Raw genomic sequence first — 20,773 nt, forward strand, 5'->3', positions numbered from 1 at the left:
GACCGGACCGGACCGGACCGGACCGGACCGGACCGGGCCGGTCAGCGTCCGAGCCGGCCTCGCAGCAGCGTGACGGCGTTGGCGATCTCGCCGTTCTTCGCGACGACCAGGGCACCGAAGTACACGACGACCATCACGGCCCCGGTCAGGGCCAGGGTGATCAGCGCGCCGGTGACGTCGGCCATCGCGAACCCGTCCGACGAGAACGCGCCGAAGAAGTTCGCGACGACGAGTCCGGCGACGCCGGCGATGAGCGCCGCGATGACGAACTGCACGTGCGAGCGGGTCACGACGGCTCCCTCGATGCCGCCGAGGCGCTTGCGGACGAGCACGAGTGCGACGATCGTCTGCGCGGACCCGGCGATGGTCGTGCATACCGCGATGCCGACACCGATCGCGGAACCGGGCAGCATCGCGACCGACAGGGCGCCGATGACGAACAGCCCGGACTGCACGAGCTGCATGAGGAACGGTGTGCGGTGGTCGTGCATGGCCCAGAAGACCCGCTGGATGATGAAGAGCATGCTGAACAGCACGAGGCCGGGCATGTAGGCGACGAGCACGAGGGCCATTGCCTGGGTGTTGCCGAACTCGTTCTCCCAGATGCGGGCGAACGGCATCGCCGTGACGGTGAGCGCCACCGAGGCGAAGACCGTGAACAGGCCCACGATCCGGAGCGACAGGGACAGGTTCCGGCGCACGGCGTCCAGGTCACCCCGCTCGGCGTCGTGGCTCATCCGGGTGAAGTACGCCGTCGCGATCGACACGGTGATGATCGAGTGCGGCAGCATGAACAGCAGCCAGGTCGTGCTGAGCGTCGCGTTGCCGGCGCCGGTGGCGAGGGACGCCACACGCGCCTGCACGACGCCGGCGAGCTGCGTCACGAGGATCATCGCGAACAGCCACCCGGCGGCCGTGCCGGTCGCCTTGAGGCCGACGCCGCGCCACCGGAAGTCCGGCCGGAACCGCAGCCCGGCGCGTCGCCAGAACAGCGGCAGGAACGCGGCTTGGGCGAAGACGCCGATCGACGCGCTGCCGGCCAGCACGGCGATCTTGAGGGGCGTCCAGTCGTCGGTGGAGGCGTTCTCGGCGCGGCCGCCGAACAGCGCGATGAAGACGATGAGGCCGGCGATCGCGATGACGTTGTTGATGAGCGGCGCCCAGGTGAACGGCCCGAACACCTGCTTGGCGTTGAGGACTTCGCCGAGCAGCGAGTACATCGCGTAGAAGAGGATCTGCGGCAGGCACCAGAACGCGAACGCCACGGCCAGGTCCGTCGTCGACGCGCTGAAGCCCTTGCCCCCGTCGCCGGCGCTCTGGCTGTAGACGCGGACCAACAGCGGTGCGAGCAGGGTCGCGGCGACCGTGATGACGAGGAACGCCGATCCGCCGAGGGTGACGATCTTGTTGACGTACGCCGTGCCGCCGTCCGTGTGCTGCTTCATCGAGCGGACGATCTGCGGGATGAGCACGGCCGACAGCAGGCCGCCCGCGATGAGCGCGTAGATGTTGTTCGGCAGCTGGTTCGAGATCGCGAAGGCGTTCGCCGCGTCGGAACCGGTGTTGCCGATGGCGAAGGCCAGCACGAACGTCTTCGCGAACCCGAGGATGCGCGAGACCATCGTCCCCGCTGCGAGCATGGCGCTCGCCCGGCCGAGGCTGCGCTCGGCCGCCGGCGCCGCGTCGACCGACGGCTGGGGCTGGCTGGCGCTGATGGTGGGCTCCTCGGGGGTCACGGACGGTTCGGTGCGGGGTGCGGTGTCGGCCTGGAGGAACGGCGCGCGTCCATCGGGAGCGGTCGCGGCCGGCAGGCGGTCACCTGCGACCACCGGCTGGACCTCCAGGGGACGGTTCGGGTCGTCGTCGTCCTCGTCGTCGAGCTCGCCGTTCCGGCGACGGATCCGCTTGCGGATGCTCCGGAAGATGCCGAAGCCGAAGATCGCGACGAGGGCCACGGCTGCGGCGGCGGTGATGACCGTCTCCCACTGCGCCTGCACGTTGAGCTCGACGGTCGCCGGGCTCGCGATCTTGATGCCGGTGGGGCTCGACAGCGACATCGTCAGGTTGACCTTGCCGTTCGCCACGGACTGCACGGGGACGGTCGTGCGGGTCGAGGACTCGGGCTGGATCTTCACCTCGATGTCGTTCCGCACGATGCGGAGCGCGGAGTTCGAGGGCTGCACGGAGAGCCGCACGGTGACGGGGTACTTCGAGCTGTTCCGGACGGAGATCGGGAGCGAGGACCGGTCGCCGAGGAGCGTCAGCGAGCTCGAGTCGACGATCCCCACCTGTGAGACGACATCCGACCAGGTGCCCACCCGGGAGTCCACGGCGGTCGTGAGCCCGTCGGGGTCGTCGCGCCAGGCGTTCGACGCCAGCGCGAGCAGGTTGAGGCGTGCCGGGGCGGTCAGCACGATCGGGTCGTCCACCGCCGAGGCGAAGTCCGTCAGGTCCTGTTCCCCCCGGACGAGGCGTTCGAGCTGGTCGGTGCGGGTGTCGGCGTTCGCGCCCGGGGTGAGGGTGAGCGACCCGGGGGTGGTGGCGGACGCCGAGGAGAGGTCGGCGGGGGCGACCCACGGCGTGCTCTCGATGGCGTCGAGCGCCTGACCGAGGCGGTCGGAGTTCGTCGGCCACGACCGGTCGAGCGTCAGCAGGATCGGTCCCCCCGCCGATTCGGCACGTGCCGAGGTGGCGAGGGTGGCCGTGAGCTCGGACATCGCCGCCGCCCAGTCCTGCTGGTTCGTGGCCGACGCTGCCGCACGGAGGAGCGTCGACGTGGCCTGGTCGGAGACGAGGACGTGCTGCCCGCTGATCTGTTCGGACGCGGCGATCGTGGCGTCCGCTCCGGCTGAGGTGTTGCCGCTCGACACGATGGTGGTCTTGGTGCCGGCCTTCGCGAGCGCCGGCAGGTCCGCGGCGGCGACGGTGCCGTCGGAGGGCCAGGCGATGGAGTCCATCGAGTAGGGGAAGTCGAGGAGCGTCTGCGTCGTGGGCAGCACGGACGGCGTCTGGTCGTCCGCGCCCTGGTCGCCCTGGTCGTCAGCGGAGCCGGTGTCCGCGCCGGCGGTCGCACTGGCCGACGGTGCGTCCGTCGCGGTGGGGTCGGCGGCCGGGGTGGACGGGTCCGACGTCGGCGTCGGAGTGGCCGTGGCGGCGCCGGGGAAGTGCGTGTCGTCGACGGCCTGGTCGAGGGAGATCGGCGACAGGATGCCGTTCGCACCGGCCTGCCGCAGCCCGGTGACGTCCGCGTCGGCGTAGGGCAGCGCGAAGGTCTCGTTGCGGAGCGACTCGAGCCGGGCAAGCCAGGTGACGGCCGACGAGGGGGCGTCCTCGCCGAGGATCCGGATCGAGGCGATGATGCGGGGGTCGATGGCGACGGCGACGTTGTGGTCCTCGGCGGCGAGGAGCTGCTGCGTCAGGGTGCCGTCCACCGCGGTCGCGGCGGCGAGGGCCCCGGCCCCGAGGATGCCGTCGCCGGTCTTCGGCATCGTGATCGGCATCGCCACGGAGACGCTCACCGGGGTCTGCTCGAAGTCGGGGTACCAGGTGATCGCCGACCGGGCGACGGCGTACGTGTCGCCGGCCGTGTACTCCGCCGCGATGCGCCGGGCGCCGAACGAGGAGTACCCGCCGAGGGCGACGTTGCCGGACACGATCTTGACCGAGCCGAGCGTGACCGATCGGTGCGCCGGGACAGCCGGGACGTCCACGGAGTCCATCGGAGCGCCGAGGTAACCCGTCGTAGTGGTGTCGGAAAGCCAGTCGGCGAGGACGTCGCGCGTGCTCACCTGCCGGAAGATGTCGAGGTCGACGGTGCCGGCGGGGACGTCCGAGTCGGTGTCGTTCGTCACCGTGACGGCGAGCTCGAGGTCCTCGTCGCGACGGACGATCCCGCGGTCGGCGGGTGCGATCGAGACCGTCGTCTTCCCCTGCGAGGCGGCGGCCGGGTGGGCCGTGCGGGACGTGGTCGTGCCGGCCGTCGAGGCCAGTGCGCCGTCGGTCACGGCGGGCGCGACGACGAGACCGAGGGCGACGAGTGCGGTCGCCGCCGCGGCGAGCGTGGAGCGGAAGATCTGCATGCGGGAGGGCCACGGGGTCGGTTCGGGCCGTGACGAGTGTATGAGGCACGACGGTGAACGCTCCCCGTGTGCGCGCACGTCGTGGAGAACTCGGGGCATCCATCTGGGAGGATGAGGACCGTCATGCAGTCCGTTGCCCAGGCCGTCGAACGACTCGACGCACTCGCTGCCACCGAGCCGGTCGCCCTCCTCGCTCGGGTCTTCGCCGACGCCGGACACGAACTCGCGCTCGTCGGTGGTCCGGTCCGCGACGCCTTCCTCGGTCGCCCGGTGACCGACCTCGACTTCACGACGGACGCCCGGCCGGACGACGTCCTGGCGATCGTCGAGCCCATCGCGAGCGCCACGTGGGACGTCGGCCGACAGTTCGGCACCATCGCCGCGCGGGTCGCCGGCGAGCAGGTCGAGATCACCACCTACCGCAGCGACGTCTACGACGGCGAGACCCGGAAGCCCGAGGTCGCGTTCGGCGACACCATCGAGGACGACCTGCTGCGCCGCGACTTCACGGTGAACGCGATGGCGCTGCGCCTGCCCGCCCGCGAACTCGTCGACGTGCACGGCGGCGTCGAGGACCTGCTCGCCCGGCGGCTGCACACGCCGCAGGCCGCGCGGGTGTCCTTCCGCGACGACCCGCTCCGGATGATGCGCGCGGCCCGGTTCACCGCACAGCTCGGGTTCACCGTCTCGGACGAGGTGCGCGAGGCGATGACCGACCTGGCCGACTCGATCGACATCGTCTCCGCCGAGCGCGTGCGCGACGAACTCGTCAAGCTGCTCAACACCGCCGAGCCCGTCGACGGCGTGCGCCTGCTCGTCGACACCGGCCTCGCCGAGCGGTTCCTGCCGGAGCTGCCCGCGATGCGCCTCGAGATCGACGAGCACCACCACCACAAGGACGTCTACGAGCACTCGCTCACCGTCCTGACGCAGGCGATCGGCTACGAGGCCGAGCGGCATCCCGGCGAAGCGCCCGACACCGTCCTCCGCCTGGCCGCGCTGCTGCACGACATCGGGAAGCCCGCGACGCGCAAGCTCGAGCCCGCCGGCGCGGTGAGCTTCCACCACCACGACCTCGTCGGCGCGAAGCTCGCGAAGAAGCGGCTCCGGGCCCTGCGGTTCGACAACGACACGATCGCCGCGGTGAGCCGGCTCATCGAGCTGCACCTCCGCTTCTTCGGCTACACCGAGGGCACCTGGACCGACTCCGCCGTGCGCCGATACGTGCGCGATGCCGGCGACCAGCTCGAGCGGTTGCACGAGCTCACCCGCTCCGACGTCACCACCCGGAACCGGCGGAAGGCCGACCGGTTGGCGTTCGCGTACGACGACCTCGAGGACAGGATCACGGTGCTGTCCGAGCAGGAGAAGCTCGACTCCATCCGACCCGACCTGTCCGGCGACGACATCATGCGGATCCTCGACATCCCGCCGGGCCGTGCGGTCGGCGAGGCGTACCGGTTCCTCCTCGAGGTCCGCATGGACGAGGGACCCCTCGGCGCCGACGATGCCGAGGCGCGCCTGCGCGACTGGTGGGCCGCACGCGACGCGACCGCCTGACGGGCGCGACCCGTTCTCCACAGCCGGTGGCGCGCCTCCAGGCCGTCCGCTAAGCTTGCCGGGTTGTCCGCACGCGTCTGCGTGGCAGGACACATGCATCAACCCTCCTGCCCCGGGAACTGCCCGGGGCCGCTGAGACCAGAGGAGGTGGGTTCCGCATGCACCAGTACGAACTGATGGCGATCCTCGACCCCGAGATCGATGAGCGCACCGTCGCTCCCAGCCTGGACAAGTTCCTCGCTGTCATCCGCAACGACGGTGGCACCGTCGACAACGTGGACGTCTGGGGCCGTCGCCGGCTTGCTTACGAGATCGCGAAGAAGTCCGAGGGCATCTACGCCGTCGTGAACTTCACGTCGTCCGCCGACTCCGCCAAGGAGCTGGACCGCCAGCTCGGTCTCTCCGAGGCCGTGCTCCGCACGAAGGTCCTCCGCGCCGAAGAGGGCATCGCGCAGGTCGCCGCCCAGAAGCAGCGCGACGAGGCCCGCGCGGCCCGCAAGGCCGCCAACGCGACCGCAACCGCGACCGCGAGCGCCGAGTAACCCGTGGCCGGCGAAACCGTCATCACGGTGGTGGGCAACCTCACCGCGGACCCGGAGCTGCGCTACACGCAGAACGGGCTCGCCGTGGCGAACTTCACCATCGCGTCCACCCCTCGCACGTTCGACCGTCAGGCGAACGAGTGGAAGGACGGCGATGCGCTGTTCCTCCGCGCGAGCGTGTGGCGCGAGTTCGCCGAGCACGTGGCGGGCTCACTGACGAAGGGCTCGCGCGTCATCGCGCAGGGTCGCCTCCGTCAGCGCTCCTACCAGGACCGTGAGGGCCAGCAGCGCACGAGCATCGAGCTCGAGGTCGACGAGATCGGCCCCTCGCTCCGCTACGCGACCGCACAGGTCACCCGCGCTGCGGGTGGGGCCGGCGGCGGTCGTGGCCAGGTCGGTGGTGGCGCTGGCAACAGTGGCGCCGGCGGCAACGGCGGCGGCAACTGGAACAACAACGGCGGCGGTCAGTCGGACGCGCCCTGGTCCCCGCAGGGTGGCCAGCAGCAGGGCGGCAACGCACAGTCGAACGACGTGTGGAGCACCCCTGGTGGCACGTACGACGACGAGACCCCGTTCTGATCCTCGGGTCCACGGACACACAACTTCTTCTTCTCTAAGGACAAACAATGGCTGGAAAGAGCACCGGCGACCGCCGGAAGCCTCGCGGTAAGGGCGGCAAGAACGCCGCTCCCGCGAAGTCGATCAAGGTCGGCGTCATCGACTACAAGGACGTTGCGACCCTTCGCAAGTTCATCTCGGAGCGTGGAAAGATCCGCGCCCGTCGCATCACCGGCGTCTCCGTCCAGGAGCAGCGCCTCATTGCCCGTGCCGTGAAGAACGCCCGTGAGATGGCGCTCCTCCCCTACGCCGGCTCCGGCCGCTGATCAGGAGGATCACCATGTCCAAGCTCATCCTCACCCACGAGGTCTCCGGCCTCGGTTCCGCCGGTGACGTCGTCGACGTCAAGAACGGCTACGCCCGCAACTACCTGATCCCGCAGGGCTTCGCTGTCTCGTGGTCGAAGGGCGGCGAGAAGCAGGTCGAGTCGATCCGTGCAGCTCGTGCCGCGCGCGAGCTCGCCACCATCGAAGAGGCCCAGGACCTCAAGATGAAGCTCGAGAACGCGACCATCAAGCTGACCGTCAAGGCCGGCAAGGACGGTCGTCTGTTCGGCTCCGTCCGTCCGGGCGACGTCGCTGACGCCGTCCAGGCGCAGGGCGTCGGCTCGCTCGACAAGCGCAAGGTCGAGGTCCCCGCGACCATCAAGACCGTCGGTGACCACGAGGCCACCGTGCGTCTGCGCGAGGACATCACTGCTGTGATCTCGCTCCAGGTCGTCGCTGCCAAGTAGTCCGGCAGCACCACCGCTCACGACGGGCGGGTCTCCTTCGGGGGCCCGCCCGTTGTGGCGTTCGGGAGGTCGGCGTCGCGTCTTGTTCCGGCTTGGGCGCGCGGGGTGCGGTGCACGTCGCGCGGTCGTTCCGGGCCTGGAGGCGCGGCTTGCGCTGGGCTGACCGGTTACCACTCAGACACGGTCCCGCTTGCTGGGAGCGGCTTGGGAAAGTTCTCCTCAGGTTCGGGTTTGTCAACTCTTTTTACACAGGGCAACGCTGTCAAATCGGAACCTTCAACGGGTACTTGAACCCCAGTTCTCCACACATGGTGTGAGTCGAAAAAGCCCAGGTCAAGCGGTCGAAAGTGTGTTCCCCACCGAGGTTGTCCACACGCCCATCCACAGTTGTCCACACAGCAGTCCGGCGTGTTCCGCAGACTCTCCACAGAGTTATCCACAGGGCCGTTTGCTGGGGATAACTCTGTCCCCGTAGCTTGGCCCAGCGACTCGGCGATGTCGGTCGCCCGGGGTAGAAATGGCACGGTCGGGTCGTCCCGTTCGGTCCGTTCCGTTCAACAAGAGGAGTACGTGTGTCGATCGCGCATCTGGACACCGCACCGCAGGACTACGCGGAGCGCGGTGGCATGGAGCGCACTCCGCCGCACGACCTCCTGGCCGAGCAGTCGACCATCGGCGGCATGCTCCTGTCGAAGGACGCCGTCGCCGACGTCATCGAGACCGCCCGCGGCGTGGACTTCTACATCCCGAAGCACGAGGTCATCTTCGACGCGATCCTGTCGCTCTACTCGCACGGCGAGCCCACCGACGTCATCGCCGTCACCGACGAGCTGACGAAGACCGGTCTGCTCTCCCGCGCCGGTGGCGCCGAGTACCTGCACAGCGTCACGAGCATGGTGCCCACCGCGGCGAACGCCGGCTACTACGCCGCGATCGTCGCCGAGAAGGCCGTGCTCCGCCGCCTCGTCGACGCCGGCACCCGCATCGTGCAGATGGGTTACGCGTCCGAGGGTGAGGTCACCGACCTCGTCAACAGCGCCCAGGCCGAGGTCTACAACGTCGCCGGCGGCGTGCAGACCGAGGACTACGTGCCCCTGACCGAGGCGATCTCGGCCGCCCTCGACGAGATCGAGGCCGCCAAGGGCCGCGACGGCCAGATGACCGGCGTGCCGACCGGGTTCGCGCAGCTCGACGGCCTCACCAACGGCTTCCACCCCGGGCAGCTCATCATCATCGCCGCCCGCCCCGCCCTCGGGAAGTCGACCCTCGCACTCGACCTGTGCCGCGCGGCAGCCATCAAGCACAACGAGACCGCCGCGTTCTTCTCGCTCGAGATGGGCCGCGCCGAGATCGCGATGCGTCTGCTCTCCGCCGAGTCGAGCGTGCCGCTGCAGAACATGCGCAAGGGCACCGTCGACTCCCGCGACTGGACGACCATCGCGCAGACACGCGGGCGCATCAACGACGCCCCGTTCTTCATCGACGACTCCCCCAACATGACGCTCGTCGAGATCCGCGCGAAGTGCCGTCGCCTCAAGCAGCAGCACAACCTCCGCATGGTCGTCATCGACTACCTGCAGCTGATGACCTCGGGCAAGAAGGTCGAGAGCCGCCAGCAGGAGGTCTCGGAGTTCTCGCGTGCGCTGAAGCTCATGGCGAAGGAGCTCCAGGTCCCCGTGGTCGCGCTCTCGCAGCTGAACCGTGGTCCGGAACAGCGTGCCGACAAGAAGCCGCAGATCTCCGACCTCCGTGAATCCGGCTCGATCGAGCAGGACGCCGACATGGTGATCCTGCTCCACCGCGAGTCGGCGTACGAGAAGGACAACCCGCGGCAGGGCGAGGCGGACCTCATCGTGGCGAAGCACCGCAACGGGCCGACGGACACCATCACGGTGGCGTTCCACGGGATGTTCTCGCGGTTCGTTGACATGCCGCAGTAGCGGTGTTGTTGTCGTCCGCCAGCTAACTTGTCCGACTGCCACTTAACGTGTCTGAAATACGGACGTGGACACGATGTTTGGCAGTACGGACGGGCTACCTCGACGGCGAGTCAGCAAGACCTTCGTTCGCCGCTCGGAGTTCGTGTGCCTGCGTGCAGTGCCAAAGGTCTCGGACGACCAAGGTGCGACAGAGGTACGCCTCAGACCAGGGCGACTCGAGTCGGGCGCCTGCGATCGGGGTGACGTCGACGTCGGGGGTCGCGGCTAGTTTGTCCGCACTGCTAGTCAGCCCTGAGGGAGAACCAGATGACGCTCTACTACTTTGACTCGCACGGTCGCTGGATCGCCTTCCGGACGAGCGAGTCCGACATTCATTTGTGGAGCCCTGAAGCAGAGTGGCTCGGCTGGCTGGCGTGGGACAACGACGACGTCTGCGGAGTCGCGGCGATGAACTACCTCGGCACGCTCGTTGGAGACCGACTTCTGAAGAGGACGACTCCACCGTCGTACTACACCCCTTACACCCCCTACACGCCGTACACGCCGTACACGCCCTACTCGCCTTACTCAAAGGCGGAAATGAGCATCCCGTCTGGGTATACGGACGTTGATCTCGGCTGACTCGCCCCCGAGGTCCCCTACCGGCCGCGCTTCGCGTTCGGGAGTGCGAAGGGCCAACAACCAGGTGCCGGCGCAGAGCGGAAAGGTGCCGAGTGCGGTGTTCAAGATCACCTCGAGCACGTCAGATTCGGTCGGTGCGGCAAGCGGCACCGACGGCCGGGCCTTCGCTCACGTTAGGAGAGGTTCAAGCCGTCACGAGGCCAGTGCTCCCGGGGGTAATGATGCGGCGCTCACCGTGCTGACGATATCTCCCGGTGTGGGTAGCTTCGCTTGTCCCGTAGCTGACCTGCCACCGCCGGATCGCCCGGCGACGTGTCCTGATCAGTGCGGACGCACGCGCCTATCGGAAGACGTGACCCGTGTGAAGGATGTAGCGAAACTCGACCAAATAGGGGTCGGAGCGGACGCAGATTTCGGAACTGAGTTTCGCTACGTGTGAGCAGCCTCGCTCTGTGTCGTCGTTTTCGCTGCGATCGGTGTCGGGTCAGGTGGTGCCGATGACGAGGGTGCTGCGGGCGGCCTCGACGACGTCGTTGGTGATGACGTCGAGCTCGTTGATCTTCAGGACGCGTTGGATCTGAGGGAGGAGGCGCTCAAGGAGCCGGAAGTTGCCGCGGGTGATGCGTTCGACGGCGGCGATGGCTTGCGCGTCGGTGAAGTCGTCGGGGTCGAGCGTCTTGCCGAGCTTGCGCCATTGACGTTCGAGGACGAAGAGCAGCTCGTCGTGGCCGAGCGGACGGTACTGGTGGGCGAAACCGAGGCGGCTGTAGAGCTGCGGGTAGTGGCTGAACTGCTTCTCGATGCCGGGCATGCCGATGAGGATCATCGCTATGCCGGTGCGGTCGTACTGGTCGCGGAGCCACTCGATCGCGTTGCCGGTGAGGCGTTCGGACTCGTCGATGATGATCAGCTCGAGCAGGGACGGGTTGGGGCCGTGTGCGTGGTCGAAGTGGCGACCCTGGAGCAGGAGGTGTTCCTCGATGCAGCGTTCGGTGCGGAGCATGTCGTGCCGGAGGTCGTCCTGCAGGGCGCGCATCGTGGCGGAGACCTCGGGCGTGTAGAAGACGGTGCGGGCTCGGTGGGCGGCGGCGTAGATCTTCGTGTCGTCTTCGCTGCGTGCGGCCCATCTGGCGATGAACGGGCCGATGCTGTCCCAGTGGGCGTAGCGGCGTGCGGAGAGGGTCTTGCCGACGCCAGCGGGGCCGAAGCAGACGCCGATGGTGTTCTGCTTCCGGACGGCGTCGGCGAACTCCGCGAACCGACGGTGTTCCTTCGTGATGATGAACTGGCTCGTCATGACCGGTCCTCCTCGTAGGTCATCAGTCGCGGTTGATCCGGTGCCGGTGCGGGTGCTGGTGGGGTGTGATCATCGGGTGTGGGGCGGACGATCGCGATGCGTTCGCGGATCTGCCCGCGCAGGGCTCTTCGTTGCGCGTTCCGGGCGGCCTGGATCTGCTTGAGACTGATGGTCTCGGTCTGATGCGCGGTACTGATCGCGGTGCACAGGAACGCGTCGCGGTGAAAGACACGGATCTCGGTGACGTCGCGGGGGTCGTACCGGACGCTGACGGTGCTGCCCACGAAGGGTGCGAGAGTGGTTGCGGTGTAGCGGAGCCCTTCGTATTTGTTACGTCTGCCGCGCTCGCGCGGCGAGCCGGAGTGCTTGCACGGAACGGAGGTGTTGTTCCGATCGGTGGCGGCCGTTGGCGGGAGACGGATGTGGTGCTGCGATGACCGGAAGGAGTCGGGGGTGCTCGTCCAGGGTGAAGTGTCGCATGACGCCGTCGAGGGCAACGGCCCCGTACGTGACGATCGCAGTGAGAGCGGGGAGGGCCGCGAGCAGTGTGGCGAGGGCATGCCGCCCCTCGTCGATGTCCTCGAGTCGCACGCGGTCGGGCAGTTCCCATGGGACAAGGTTCCAGCGGACGTACTCGCCGCGTGCGAGTCCGGACTCGATACGGGCTGCTCGGAACGCGGCCGCGGTCGGGCCCGGGTTGTCCTCGCTGCAGATCGCTGCGTGCGCTGCGGCGATGGTCTGGGGGCCAGGCGACTGCATCAGGACCAGGACACGGCTGAATCTGCCGCCGGATCGTGGGTCGAAGCTCGGGACGAACCGTCGGCTGCCGTCGGGCGCGGTCCGCCACGTCTCCGCGAGACCGTTCAGCGATCGAACGTCAGCGAGTTCCTCGGGGGTACTCATGCCGGCTGTGGCGGTGCCAGCAGGGTGCCACGGATGACGGATCCGTGAAAGGTGCGAAGGGCAACGGTGATCCATGCGGCGACGAGGCCGGCGTAGTAGATGCCGGCGAGGACGGCAACGACGGTCAGGCCTGAGTGCAGGGCGAGCCCGTTCAGGCCGGTGACGCAGGTCCCGACGGGGAACGTGAAGGACCACCAAGTCAGGCTGAACGGCAAGTGTTCGCGGGCAGTGCGGATGGTGATCGCGAGGGCGATGACGGTCCACAGCAGCGCGAAGCCGAGCATCGCGAACCCGTACACCAGCGCCACGACCAGCAGGGCATGCGCGGTACTCGCATCGACAACGGTGGGGGCGTTCGATGCGAGGAGGTTCACCGCGGTGATCGACTGTCCGACCGGCCCGAGGACGATCCACAGAGTCGGGACCATGCCGGCGGCCCCGACCTTGTGCTGCGCGAGACGGTTCCAGATCAGCGTGATCACGACCAGCGACGTGATGAGGCTGAGGCCGAAGAAGCCGTAGCAGGACCACAGCAGCGTCTCCCGCGCCTGCCCGGCGGGGGCGTACGGCAGCAGGAGCGCACCGGTGGAGGCGGACACCATCGGCGGGACGATCGGCATCAGCCAGCCGCCGAACGCGGAGTCGGGCTTGTTCTCGTGGCGGGTGAACGCCAGGTACGGCACGAGCACTGCCGTGAGCAGTCCTCCGATGGTGCCGATGGTCCACAGGACCCAGTCGATGGTGACGGCGGCGGGCAGGCCGACCCAGTCCTTGCCGAGCAGGAGTGTCCCGGCGCCGACGGTGAGGAACGCCATCGGTGGTGCGCCGTAGAAGTGCGAGATCACCGGGTTGAGCTGGTGCCCGGCTGCAGTGCTCCGGTAGCGGATCCAGTGCAGCACCGTCGCGGTCGTGAGGGCGACGAGGAGCACCGCGGCGATCGCCCACACGACCGTCGCCGCGAGGCGCAGCCCGGGGAACTGCAGCGGCAGTGACGCAGCTGCGACAGCGACGATCCCCGTGCCCATGATCGACGCGAACCAGTTCGGTGTGAGATTCGACACGATCAGGCCTGGCCGCTCCAGGTCACGGAACAACGCCGTCTGCGGCCGTTGGGGCAGCTGGCTACCGTTCGCGGGTGCAGGGTCCGTGCGGAGCGTTGTCATGGGCCAAGCCTGCGCGAATCCTGCCTCTGGCGGTACCCGGAACCTCTTGGCAGGGCACAATCAATGATTGTGGCACTACGGCGACTCACGGACCGAACCCTCGACCTCGACACACTCGACGTGCTCGCACGCGTCGCCGAGACCGGCTCCCTCTCCGCTGCCGCTGGAGCGCTCGGCGTCACGCAACAGGCAGTGTCTGCTCGGATCCGGGTCGCCGAGCGCATGGTCGGTCACTTGTTGGTGCACCGCTCGACCACGGGGTCGGTGATGACCGAGACCGGCAGGCTCGTCGTCGGGCTGGCCGGACCGGTCCTCGACGCGTCTCGCCACCTCGAAGCAGGAGTGGCTGCGCTGCGGACTCCCACGGGTTCGCTCGTCGTCGCAGCGTCACAGACGATCGCGGAGCTGCTGCTGCCGGGCTGGCTGCTCGAATTCCGCCGCCGCGAACCCGACGTGCGGGTGCGCCTGATCGCGGGCAACTCCGCCGCGGTGACGGACCTCGTGCAGTCGGGTGGCGCGAACCTCGGGTTCACGGAGACCCCGGTGACGGCGGCAGGTGTGTCCGCGCAGGTGATCGCGGACGATGAGCTCGCGGTCGTCGTTGCGCCGGAACATCCCTGGGCTCGGTCGACCGGGATCACTGCGGAGGTCCTGGCGGCGACGGCTCTGCTCCTGCGGGAAGAAGGTTCCGGAACTCGCGCGACCCTCGCCGCATGGCTCAGGGAGGCCGGTTTGAGCATGTCGGTTCCGGCCGCGGTGCTGGAGACCACGAGCATCATCCGGGCGAACGCGCAGGCTGGAATTGCACCGGCGGTGATGAGCCTTCGCACGGTCGCCGCCGACATCAACGACGGGTCGCTGGTGCGGGTCCCGCTCGCTGGGCCGCCACTTGCCCGGCCGTTGCGGGCGATCTGGTCGGGAGAGCCTCAGCCAGCTGGTTCTGCTTTCCTGCGCGTCGCCCACGAGGTGACCGGTCGGGGTCAGCGCAGCCCGTAGGGCAGCTCCGGATTGTTCTCCGCGATCTCGGTGAGCCGGTTGTACTTGGCGACGCGTTCTCCGCGGGCGGGTGCGCCGGACTTGATCTGTCCGGTTCCGGTGCCGACGACGAGGTCCGCGATGAACGTGTCGGTGGTCTCGCCGGACCGGTGCGACACCATGCTCCGCATCCCGAGCGAGCGTGCGACGCCGATCGCGTCGAGGGTCTGGGAGACGGTGCCGATCTGGTTCGGCTTGATGAGCGCCGCGTTCGAGAGCCCGTCCTTCCCACCGTCGCGGATGCGCTGCGGATCGGTGACGTAGAGATCATCGCCGACGATCTGGAGCATGTCGCCGAGCGCGAACGACATCGCCTTCCAGCCGCCGTGGTCATCTTCGGAGAAGCCGTCTTCGATGCTCCGGATCGGATACCGGCTGATGAGGTCGCGGTAGTAGTCGACCATGCCTGCGCGGTCGAGCCGGCGGTCCACGACCCGGTAGCTACCGTCACCGAGCGCGAACTCGTTCGCCGCCGGGTCGAGTGCGATCGCGACGGTGTCCACGCCGGGCTCGTAACCGGCGGCACTGATCGCGGCGACGAGGAGGTCGAGGGCCTCCTCGGGCGCGGCGATCGACGGGGCGAAGCCGCCTTCGTCCCCGAGACCGAGACTGCCGAACCGTTCCCGGACCAGTGCCGCCAGCGCGTGGTAGACGTCCGATCCGATCCGAACCGCGTCGGTCATGGTCTCGGCGTTCACCGGGGCGATCATGAACTCCTGGAAGTCGAGCGCGTTCGCTGCGTGCGCTCCGCCGTTGAGCACGTTGAAGTGCGGGACGGGCAGGCGGGGCGTGCTGCCGGTGACGTCTGCGATCCAACGCCAGAGCGGCAGCTCCGCTGCGGCGGCGAGAGCGCGTGCCATCGCGATCGAGGTCGCGACGACACTGTTCGCGCCGAGCCGGCGGTGGTTCGGGGTGCCGTCGAGGGCAGCGAGGGCGGCGTCGGCCTGCCCGATCGAGGTCCACGACTGGCCGGTGATCATCGGTGCGACGTCCGTCGTGATGAGGTGCAGTGCCTGGCTCACGTCGCGGCCGCCGTAGCTGCTGCCGCCGTCGCGAAGCTCGACAGCCTCATGCGCGCCAGTGGATGCGCCTGCGGGGGCGTCACCGGTGACGACGGTGCCGTCCTCGAGCTCGAGACGCACCTGGATCGTCGGGTAGCCGCGGGAGTCGAGGATCCGGGAGCCGTGCAGGCTGCTGATGGTGACGGGGCGGCTGGTGTGGGTCACGTACTCGCCCTGATGGTGGGTGGTGTGGTGGACGTTGCTGATGTAGTCGTTCACGGCGGTTGTCGCCTTTCGGGTTGGTCGTGCGGGTGTGGGCCGCGGGGAGGCGGAGGGACGACCTCCTGGCGATCACTGGGCGCCAGTTGCCTCCCCACGGCGGTTCAGGGCGCGCACTGGATGGTGTCGGGTGCGCGGGTGCCGGTCAGGGGTGCGGGGTGAACCGTTCCTGTGCGGCGCGGATGATGGCTTCGGCGTCGACACGGTTCGCCCACCCGTTGGTGGTGACGTGCTTGCCGTGCTCGATCTCCTTGTAGTGGGCGAAGAAGTGCTCGATCTCCGCCAGGACCGGCTCGGCGACGTCGGAGATGTCCTGGACGTGGTCGAAGCGGACGTCTCCGGCGGGGACGGTGAGGATCTTGTCATCGCCGCCGTTCTCGTCGACCATGCGGAGCATCCCGACCGGGCGGACGTCGATGACGACGCCGGGGAACGTGGGCCGGGGCAGCAGCACGAGCGCGTCGAGGGGGTCGCCGTCATCGCCGAGAGTGTCGTCGATCGAGCCGTAGTCCTGCGGGAACACCATGCTGGTGAACACCGCCCGGTCCAGGCGGATCCGTCCGGTGGCGTGGTCGACCTCGTACTTGTTGCCGCTGCCGCGGGGGATCTCGATCGTGATGTCGAAGTGCATGAGCTGTTCGTCTCCCAGTCGGATGGTCAAGTGAGGGTGCCGAGGGTGACGCCCCCGGCGGCTGCGGCGACGGAGACGACGAGCATCCCGAGCCCGTTCACGGCAGCCGCGGTGGTGCGGCCAGTGCGTGCGAGGCGGACGGTCTCGAAGCTGGCGGTGCTGAACGTGGTGTAGCCACCCATGAGCCCTGTTCCGAGCACCGCGACGGGGGTGGCGCCGAGGTGACCGGCGGCGCCGGTGATCAAGCCCAGCAGGAACGAGCCGGTGATGTTGATCGTCAGCGTCCCGACCGGGAGCCGGAACTGCCGACCCCGGTTGATCGCACCATCCACGAAGAACCGTGCGGCCGCGCCGACACCGCCAGCGACCGCGACGCTGAGGAAGGCCAGGGCGCTCATGATGTGGCCCCGTTCGGTCGGACCAAACCCGCGATCGCGAGGCCGCTACCGGTGGCGATCGCGCCGGCGAGGACCGTCAGGAGCGCGTACCCGGTGCCGGCCAACCCGCGGCCAGCGAGGAACAACACCGCGGTGCTGGTCGCGAGGGTGCTGTAGGTGGTGAACCCGCCGAGGACACCGGTTCCCAGAAGCAGGCGCAGTGTCCGGCGGCGACCCTCGTCAGGTCCGCGATGCGCGAGGTGTTCCAGCAGCACACCCAGTAGGAGCGCGCCGGCGATGTTGATCCAGAAGATCGCCCAGGACACCTCCTGCTGAGCGGGGAACGCGGTGCTGAGTCCGTCGCGTGCGGCGGTACCGATGGCGCCGCCGAGTGCGACGACACCGAGGTACCGCCACCGCAGATGCACTGGCCGGTCGATACGTTCCGGGTCGTTGGCGTCGATGTCTGGGTCGGGCGGGAGCTGCCCATCGGGCAGGTGCGTGTCCGTTCGGGAGGTCATGTTCCACCTTCCGCAGCGACCGCTGCCGCTGCTGCTCGTGCTGCCGGATGCAGGTACTCCCCACCCCGCGGACAGAACCCACCGTCGCCGTCGAACCGGTAGATCAGGGGTTCGCCCGTGGGGAGGTTCAGGTCCGCGAGCTCACCGTCAGTTAGGCCGTCCATGCAGGCACACAGTGCCCGCAGTGAGTTGCCGTGCGCGACGACGAGCACTGTCTGCCCGTCGCGGAGTGCCGGGGTGATGCTGTGCGACAGGACGGGTTGGACCCGGCGGATGACGTCGGAGAGTGTTTCGGTTCGACGAAGTGCCGCCCACGGCAGTCCACGAAGCGCCGGCGTCCGCCGGAGCGCCAGCCACGCGCGGATCGACATGCGTGGTGGCCGTCCCGTGCGGGTCCGACGAACAGCGAAGAACTGCTCCGCCCCCAACGCCGCTTGCGCATTCTGCTTGGACATGCCGGTGAGGGCGCCGTAGTTCCGCTCGTTCAACCGCCACGTCGACTCGATCGGCGCATCACGTCCGAGGACGTCGGTGACGAGCTCCGCCGTGTGGAGCGCCCGCTCGAGCGTCGACGTGAGCACGAGGTCCGGTCGGATGCCGGCATGCAGAAGTAGCAACCCAGCCCGATTCGCTTCGGCGCTGCCCTGTTCGGTCAGCGCGACGTCTCGCAAGCCGGTGAAGGTACCGGCAGCGTTCGCAGTGCTCTGTCCGTGGCGGAGCAGAACAAGCTGGCCGGTCACGGGGTGTCCCACGGCAGTGGGGCATCGAACCCGACCGGATCAACGGGCACTACGAGCACTGAACGGTGCTGCTGATGGGTCAGCCGTACCGCGACCGACCCCGTGAAGAACTCCGCGATTCGACCCGCTCCCGTCCTGGCCCCGACGACCAGCATCGCCGCGTCGCGGTCTTCGGCCACTTGCGACAGTGCCCGGCTCGGATCCCCGACACCCGGGACGAACGTGACGTCGACGCCGTAGGTCGTTGCGGCAGCACGTACTGCCGCCTTGTCACTGTCCGACAAGCCCTGCGGTGTCGTGTCAGCGGTGTCAGGGTCGATCGGTTCCACCATCACCGACCCGTCCGAGCGCGTACCGGCATCGAAGAGCGATGCATCCACGCTGACGCACACCAGCGTCGTACCGAAGCGCCGCGCGATAGACGACGCAACCTCGATGACCCCCGGAGCGAGGCCGGGCAGGACGCCGACGACGACCGGTCCGGAACCGATTGGTGCTGTCATGACACTCCCTACCTCAGGCGCGCAGAAGCGCGACCAGCTGAGATAGGGACTGTTGTCGACAACTGTCGAGGTTGGGTCCGGCAAGCCCCACTACCGGGTCCGAAGACACCACCATTATGCACCCGAACCCCAAGTCACGCGGGCCGTCTCGCGCACCCGCGACGTCCCGACACCGAAGGAAGCGATTCCGACGACACGGAGCGAAGCTGCCCACAGCTACGAGACAGGCGGTTCTGAACGGCAGCTCACCGTGCGGATCGCCGGTTTTAGCGGAATCGGAGGTTTGTGGCACGTCCGATAGACAGAGTTCTCCTGGCCGAATGAGGGACGGCTTTTTGAACCGGCGGTTACTTCTGCCCGCGGCGTGCTCGACGCAGTTCTGCGACGATGCGAGCACGCTCGGGATCCTTGGCCAGCGTGCGGTCGTCGATGACATCGATGACGTGCTGGATCAGTACGACGACCTGCTTGGGCAAGACGACACTGAGCACGCCACCAACGACGGCGATGACGCCAGTCAGGGCAGCGGTACCACCGGAGGCCATCAGCATGTCCACCGTGTCGGTGATGGGCATGATGCCTCCTTCGGGATTGGCCAGATGCGGCCAGAACCCACCCGTCGTCGGGTGGGGGCATGAGAGCGCCGACGCGCAATGAGGGGCGCGGCGGCGGATGGCAGGGGCGCCGATCGCTTCCTGCAGATGCCCGGTTCAGATCAGGGCGTGAAAAAGGCCGGTCCTGAGAGGGCCGGCCGGAGACAGAATCGTGGTGTCTTGAGTGTCAGCGTACAGAACGGATGCGACACCCGCGAGATTCCGGGCAGACGCGTGCCGAGCAGTCTCACAGTAGTGGAGCAGCCAGGCATGAAAAAAGCCGATCCAGAGGACCGGCTGTAGGCGCGCACTATGGACGCAGGACGATTCTGACACAGCTGGCGGACATTCGGCAAGAAGCAAGGTTGGCGCTCTTCACGCGTCGCCAGCTCGCCGCCGTTGGTCGGAGGTTCTTCAGTGGTGGCCGTGAACGACCGCGTGCCCGAGCCCGCGGCTGATCATCCACCTGTTGACGGGGGTCGTCACGATGAAGGCGATGACGAGGGAGAACGCGAGCGAGCCCCAGAACAGCCAGTCGCTTAGCTGCGCGTCCATGGCGCCGGGGACAGCGACGATGACGGTGTTGTCGATGATCTCCATCACGGCGATCGACACAGTGTCGGCGGCGAGAGCGACCTTGAACGCGGCGGAGAACGTCAGTCCTGATCGGATGACGCCGCGCATCGTGAGTGCGTAGCCGAAGATGAACGCGAGCACGATCGACAGGATGATCGTCCCGGTGTTGTGCAAGCCGGTGGCGGTGCCAATGACCATGCCAAGCACCTCACCGATCGCGCAGCCGCTGAGGCAGTGCAGCGTCGCTTGCGCGGCCATCGACCAGGTTGTCGTCCCGTGGCTGCCGCTGTGCTCGGCCATGTTGTGGTGCTCGTGCGCGTTCATGGTGCTCCTCACCGGTTGTTGTCAACGTTTCGTTCTGGTACCCCCGGGGGGTACCCTAGACGCCTAACGCTGATCGCTCTGATGTGTTCCCAAGCCGATCCGTGTCGCCGTGAGTCCGTTCCGCTGGTTGCTTCCGCTCGGTCCGCTGTCGCACCATGAGTCCCGCACCCTGGCCAGCCAGATCACCGAAAGCCGCATGCTCCTCACCACCAACGCTCCGCGTCGCCGCCTGCTGCTGCAGGTCACGGCGACGTTGGCGTTGCTGCTGCTGGTCGGCTTCACGGTGCTGATGCACAGCATGCTCGGCCACACCACCGGCTCCGAGCACGCGATGACCGCAGCGTCAAGCGCCATGAGTGCCGAGCGTCCCCACGGCGCGCCCACCGGCCACGCTGAGCACGCCGCCGCACCCGCCAGCGCCGTCATGACGGTCCTCAGCGATGCCGGCTGTGACGGAGGGCTGTGCGCACTGATGTGTTCGCTGATGGGGATGGCGTGCGCGCTGACGATCGCCCTATTCGCGTGGGTGCTGCTGCGCGCCCGAAGCGGCGGAGTCCTCTACGTCCTGGCGCGGCTACTCGCGCTCGTTGACCGGGTGGCGCGTCGTGTCGCCCCACCGAAACCGCCGTCACTGACGGCGCTGCAGATCATTCGCATCTGATTCGTTCCCGCGGGATCCACCCACCTCGGGAGGTTCCCGCATGCCCGGAAACCCCGGGTAGGCACACGCCTGCCTG

Annotated in this window: 21 protein-coding genes; 9 read left to right on the forward strand and 12 right to left on the reverse strand. The window is 68.3% G+C overall.

Annotated features, from left to right (window positions below; genetic code table 11):
* Positions 1 to 41 precede the first annotated feature (41 nt).
* Entirely contained in the window at positions 42 to 4,079 is a 4,038-nt protein-coding gene (locus tag EDF64_RS09655) for a DUF6049 family protein (protein WP_133519776.1), read from the reverse strand.
* Between the two features lie 123 nt (positions 4,080 to 4,202).
* Between EDF64_RS09655 and EDF64_RS09660 the strand changes: the two genes are divergently transcribed.
* The 7 genes from EDF64_RS09660 to EDF64_RS09690 all read left to right on the forward strand — a co-directional run bounded on the left by EDF64_RS09660 (position 4,203) and on the right by EDF64_RS09690 (position 10,093).
* The gene (locus EDF64_RS09660) at positions 4,203 to 5,639 is read left to right on the forward strand and encodes a CCA tRNA nucleotidyltransferase (RefSeq protein ID WP_133519777.1); all 1,437 of its coding nucleotides are present in this window, start codon (positions 4,203 to 4,205) and stop codon (positions 5,637 to 5,639) included.
* Between the two features lie 158 nt (positions 5,640 to 5,797).
* Positions 5,798 to 6,181: a 30S ribosomal protein S6 gene (rpsF, locus tag EDF64_RS09665; RefSeq protein ID WP_071291675.1), complete on the forward strand. Its 384-nt coding sequence runs from the start codon at positions 5,798 to 5,800 to the stop codon at positions 6,179 to 6,181.
* 3 nt (positions 6,182 to 6,184) lie between these two features.
* Positions 6,185 to 6,760 (forward strand): single-stranded DNA-binding protein, encoded by a 576-nt coding sequence (locus tag EDF64_RS09670; protein WP_133519778.1) that lies wholly within the window; start codon positions 6,185 to 6,187, stop codon positions 6,758 to 6,760.
* 47 nt (positions 6,761 to 6,807) lie between these two features.
* Positions 6,808 to 7,065 (forward strand): 30S ribosomal protein S18, encoded by a 258-nt coding sequence (gene rpsR, locus EDF64_RS09675; RefSeq protein WP_017887834.1) that lies wholly within the window; start codon positions 6,808 to 6,810, stop codon positions 7,063 to 7,065.
* A 14-nt stretch (positions 7,066 to 7,079) separates the two neighbouring features.
* On the forward strand, positions 7,080 to 7,532 hold the full coding sequence (gene rplI / locus EDF64_RS09680; RefSeq protein ID WP_071291677.1) for a 50S ribosomal protein L9: 453 nt from the start codon (positions 7,080 to 7,082) through the stop codon (positions 7,530 to 7,532).
* 572 nt (positions 7,533 to 8,104) lie between these two features.
* Entirely contained in the window at positions 8,105 to 9,472 is a 1,368-nt protein-coding gene (gene dnaB, locus EDF64_RS09685) for a replicative DNA helicase (protein ID WP_133519779.1), read from the forward strand.
* 306 nt (positions 9,473 to 9,778) lie between these two features.
* Positions 9,779 to 10,093 (forward strand): hypothetical protein, encoded by a 315-nt coding sequence (locus EDF64_RS09690; protein ID WP_092091768.1) that lies wholly within the window; start codon positions 9,779 to 9,781, stop codon positions 10,091 to 10,093.
* A 484-nt stretch (positions 10,094 to 10,577) separates the two neighbouring features.
* Here the strand turns inward: EDF64_RS09690 and EDF64_RS09695 are convergent, their stop codons facing one another.
* The 3 genes from EDF64_RS09695 to EDF64_RS09710 all read right to left on the reverse strand — a co-directional run bounded on the left by EDF64_RS09695 (position 10,578) and on the right by EDF64_RS09710 (position 13,354).
* A complete protein-coding gene (locus tag EDF64_RS09695; RefSeq protein ID WP_055960810.1) occupies positions 10,578 to 11,390 on the reverse strand; it encodes an AAA family ATPase in 813 nt (270 codons plus the stop codon).
* Positions 11,387 to 11,950 (reverse strand): Mu transposase C-terminal domain-containing protein, encoded by a 564-nt coding sequence (locus EDF64_RS18600; RefSeq protein WP_279512730.1) that lies wholly within the window; start codon positions 11,948 to 11,950, stop codon positions 11,387 to 11,389. Before EDF64_RS18600 ends, EDF64_RS09695 begins: the two co-directional genes overlap by 4 nt.
* A 339-nt stretch (positions 11,951 to 12,289) precedes the next feature.
* Complete coding sequence (locus tag EDF64_RS09710; RefSeq protein WP_243736325.1) at positions 12,290 to 13,354, reverse strand: TDT family transporter; 1,065 nt, start codon at positions 13,352 to 13,354, stop codon at positions 12,290 to 12,292.
* Positions 13,355 to 13,519: 165 nt separating this feature from the next.
* Between EDF64_RS09710 and EDF64_RS09715 the strand changes: the two genes are divergently transcribed.
* Positions 13,520 to 14,452 (forward strand): LysR family transcriptional regulator, encoded by a 933-nt coding sequence (locus EDF64_RS09715; RefSeq protein ID WP_347813183.1) that lies wholly within the window; start codon positions 13,520 to 13,522, stop codon positions 14,450 to 14,452.
* Here the strand turns inward: EDF64_RS09715 and eno are convergent.
* The 8 genes from eno to EDF64_RS09755 form a co-directional block, all read right to left on the reverse strand.
* On the reverse strand, positions 14,437 to 15,771 hold the full coding sequence (eno, locus tag EDF64_RS09720) for a phosphopyruvate hydratase (protein WP_083393829.1): 1,335 nt from the start codon (positions 15,769 to 15,771) through the stop codon (positions 14,437 to 14,439). The genes EDF64_RS09715 and eno overlap by 16 nt on opposite strands.
* A 145-nt stretch (positions 15,772 to 15,916) precedes the next feature.
* On the reverse strand, positions 15,917 to 16,402 hold the full coding sequence (locus EDF64_RS09725; protein ID WP_055960822.1) for an inorganic diphosphatase: 486 nt from the start codon (positions 16,400 to 16,402) through the stop codon (positions 15,917 to 15,919).
* A gap of 26 nt (positions 16,403 to 16,428) precedes the next feature.
* Positions 16,429 to 16,800 (reverse strand): fluoride efflux transporter FluC, encoded by a 372-nt coding sequence (locus EDF64_RS09730; RefSeq protein WP_055960823.1) that lies wholly within the window; start codon positions 16,798 to 16,800, stop codon positions 16,429 to 16,431.
* A complete protein-coding gene (locus EDF64_RS09735; RefSeq protein WP_228506157.1) occupies positions 16,797 to 17,300 on the reverse strand; it encodes a fluoride efflux transporter FluC in 504 nt (167 codons plus the stop codon). The genes EDF64_RS09730 and EDF64_RS09735 overlap by 4 nt, the downstream gene beginning before the upstream one ends.
* Positions 17,297 to 18,040, reverse strand: coding sequence for a 2,3-bisphosphoglycerate-dependent phosphoglycerate mutase (locus tag EDF64_RS09740; RefSeq protein ID WP_055960826.1), 744 nt, complete (start codon positions 18,038 to 18,040; stop codon positions 17,297 to 17,299). The genes EDF64_RS09735 and EDF64_RS09740 overlap by 4 nt, the downstream gene beginning before the upstream one ends.
* A complete protein-coding gene (locus EDF64_RS09745; protein ID WP_060915497.1) occupies positions 18,037 to 18,543 on the reverse strand; it encodes a universal stress protein in 507 nt (168 codons plus the stop codon). The genes EDF64_RS09740 and EDF64_RS09745 overlap by 4 nt, the downstream gene beginning before the upstream one ends.
* Before the next feature lie 347 nt (positions 18,544 to 18,890).
* Positions 18,891 to 19,118 (reverse strand): hypothetical protein, encoded by a 228-nt coding sequence (locus EDF64_RS09750; protein WP_133519780.1) that lies wholly within the window; start codon positions 19,116 to 19,118, stop codon positions 18,891 to 18,893.
* Positions 19,119 to 19,550: 432 nt separating this feature from the next.
* A complete protein-coding gene (locus tag EDF64_RS09755; protein WP_208108877.1) occupies positions 19,551 to 20,036 on the reverse strand; it encodes a DUF4396 domain-containing protein in 486 nt (161 codons plus the stop codon).
* Positions 20,037 to 20,145: 109 nt separating this feature from the next.
* Here EDF64_RS09755 and EDF64_RS09760 point away from each other — a divergent pair, with 109 nt between their 5' ends.
* On the forward strand, positions 20,146 to 20,697 hold the full coding sequence (locus EDF64_RS09760; protein ID WP_133519781.1) for a hypothetical protein: 552 nt from the start codon (positions 20,146 to 20,148) through the stop codon (positions 20,695 to 20,697).
* Positions 20,698 to 20,773 lie beyond the last annotated feature (76 nt).

This window comes from Curtobacterium flaccumfaciens, assembly GCF_004361695.1.
Lineage (GTDB): Bacteria > Actinomycetota > Actinomycetes > Actinomycetales > Microbacteriaceae > Curtobacterium > Curtobacterium flaccumfaciens_B.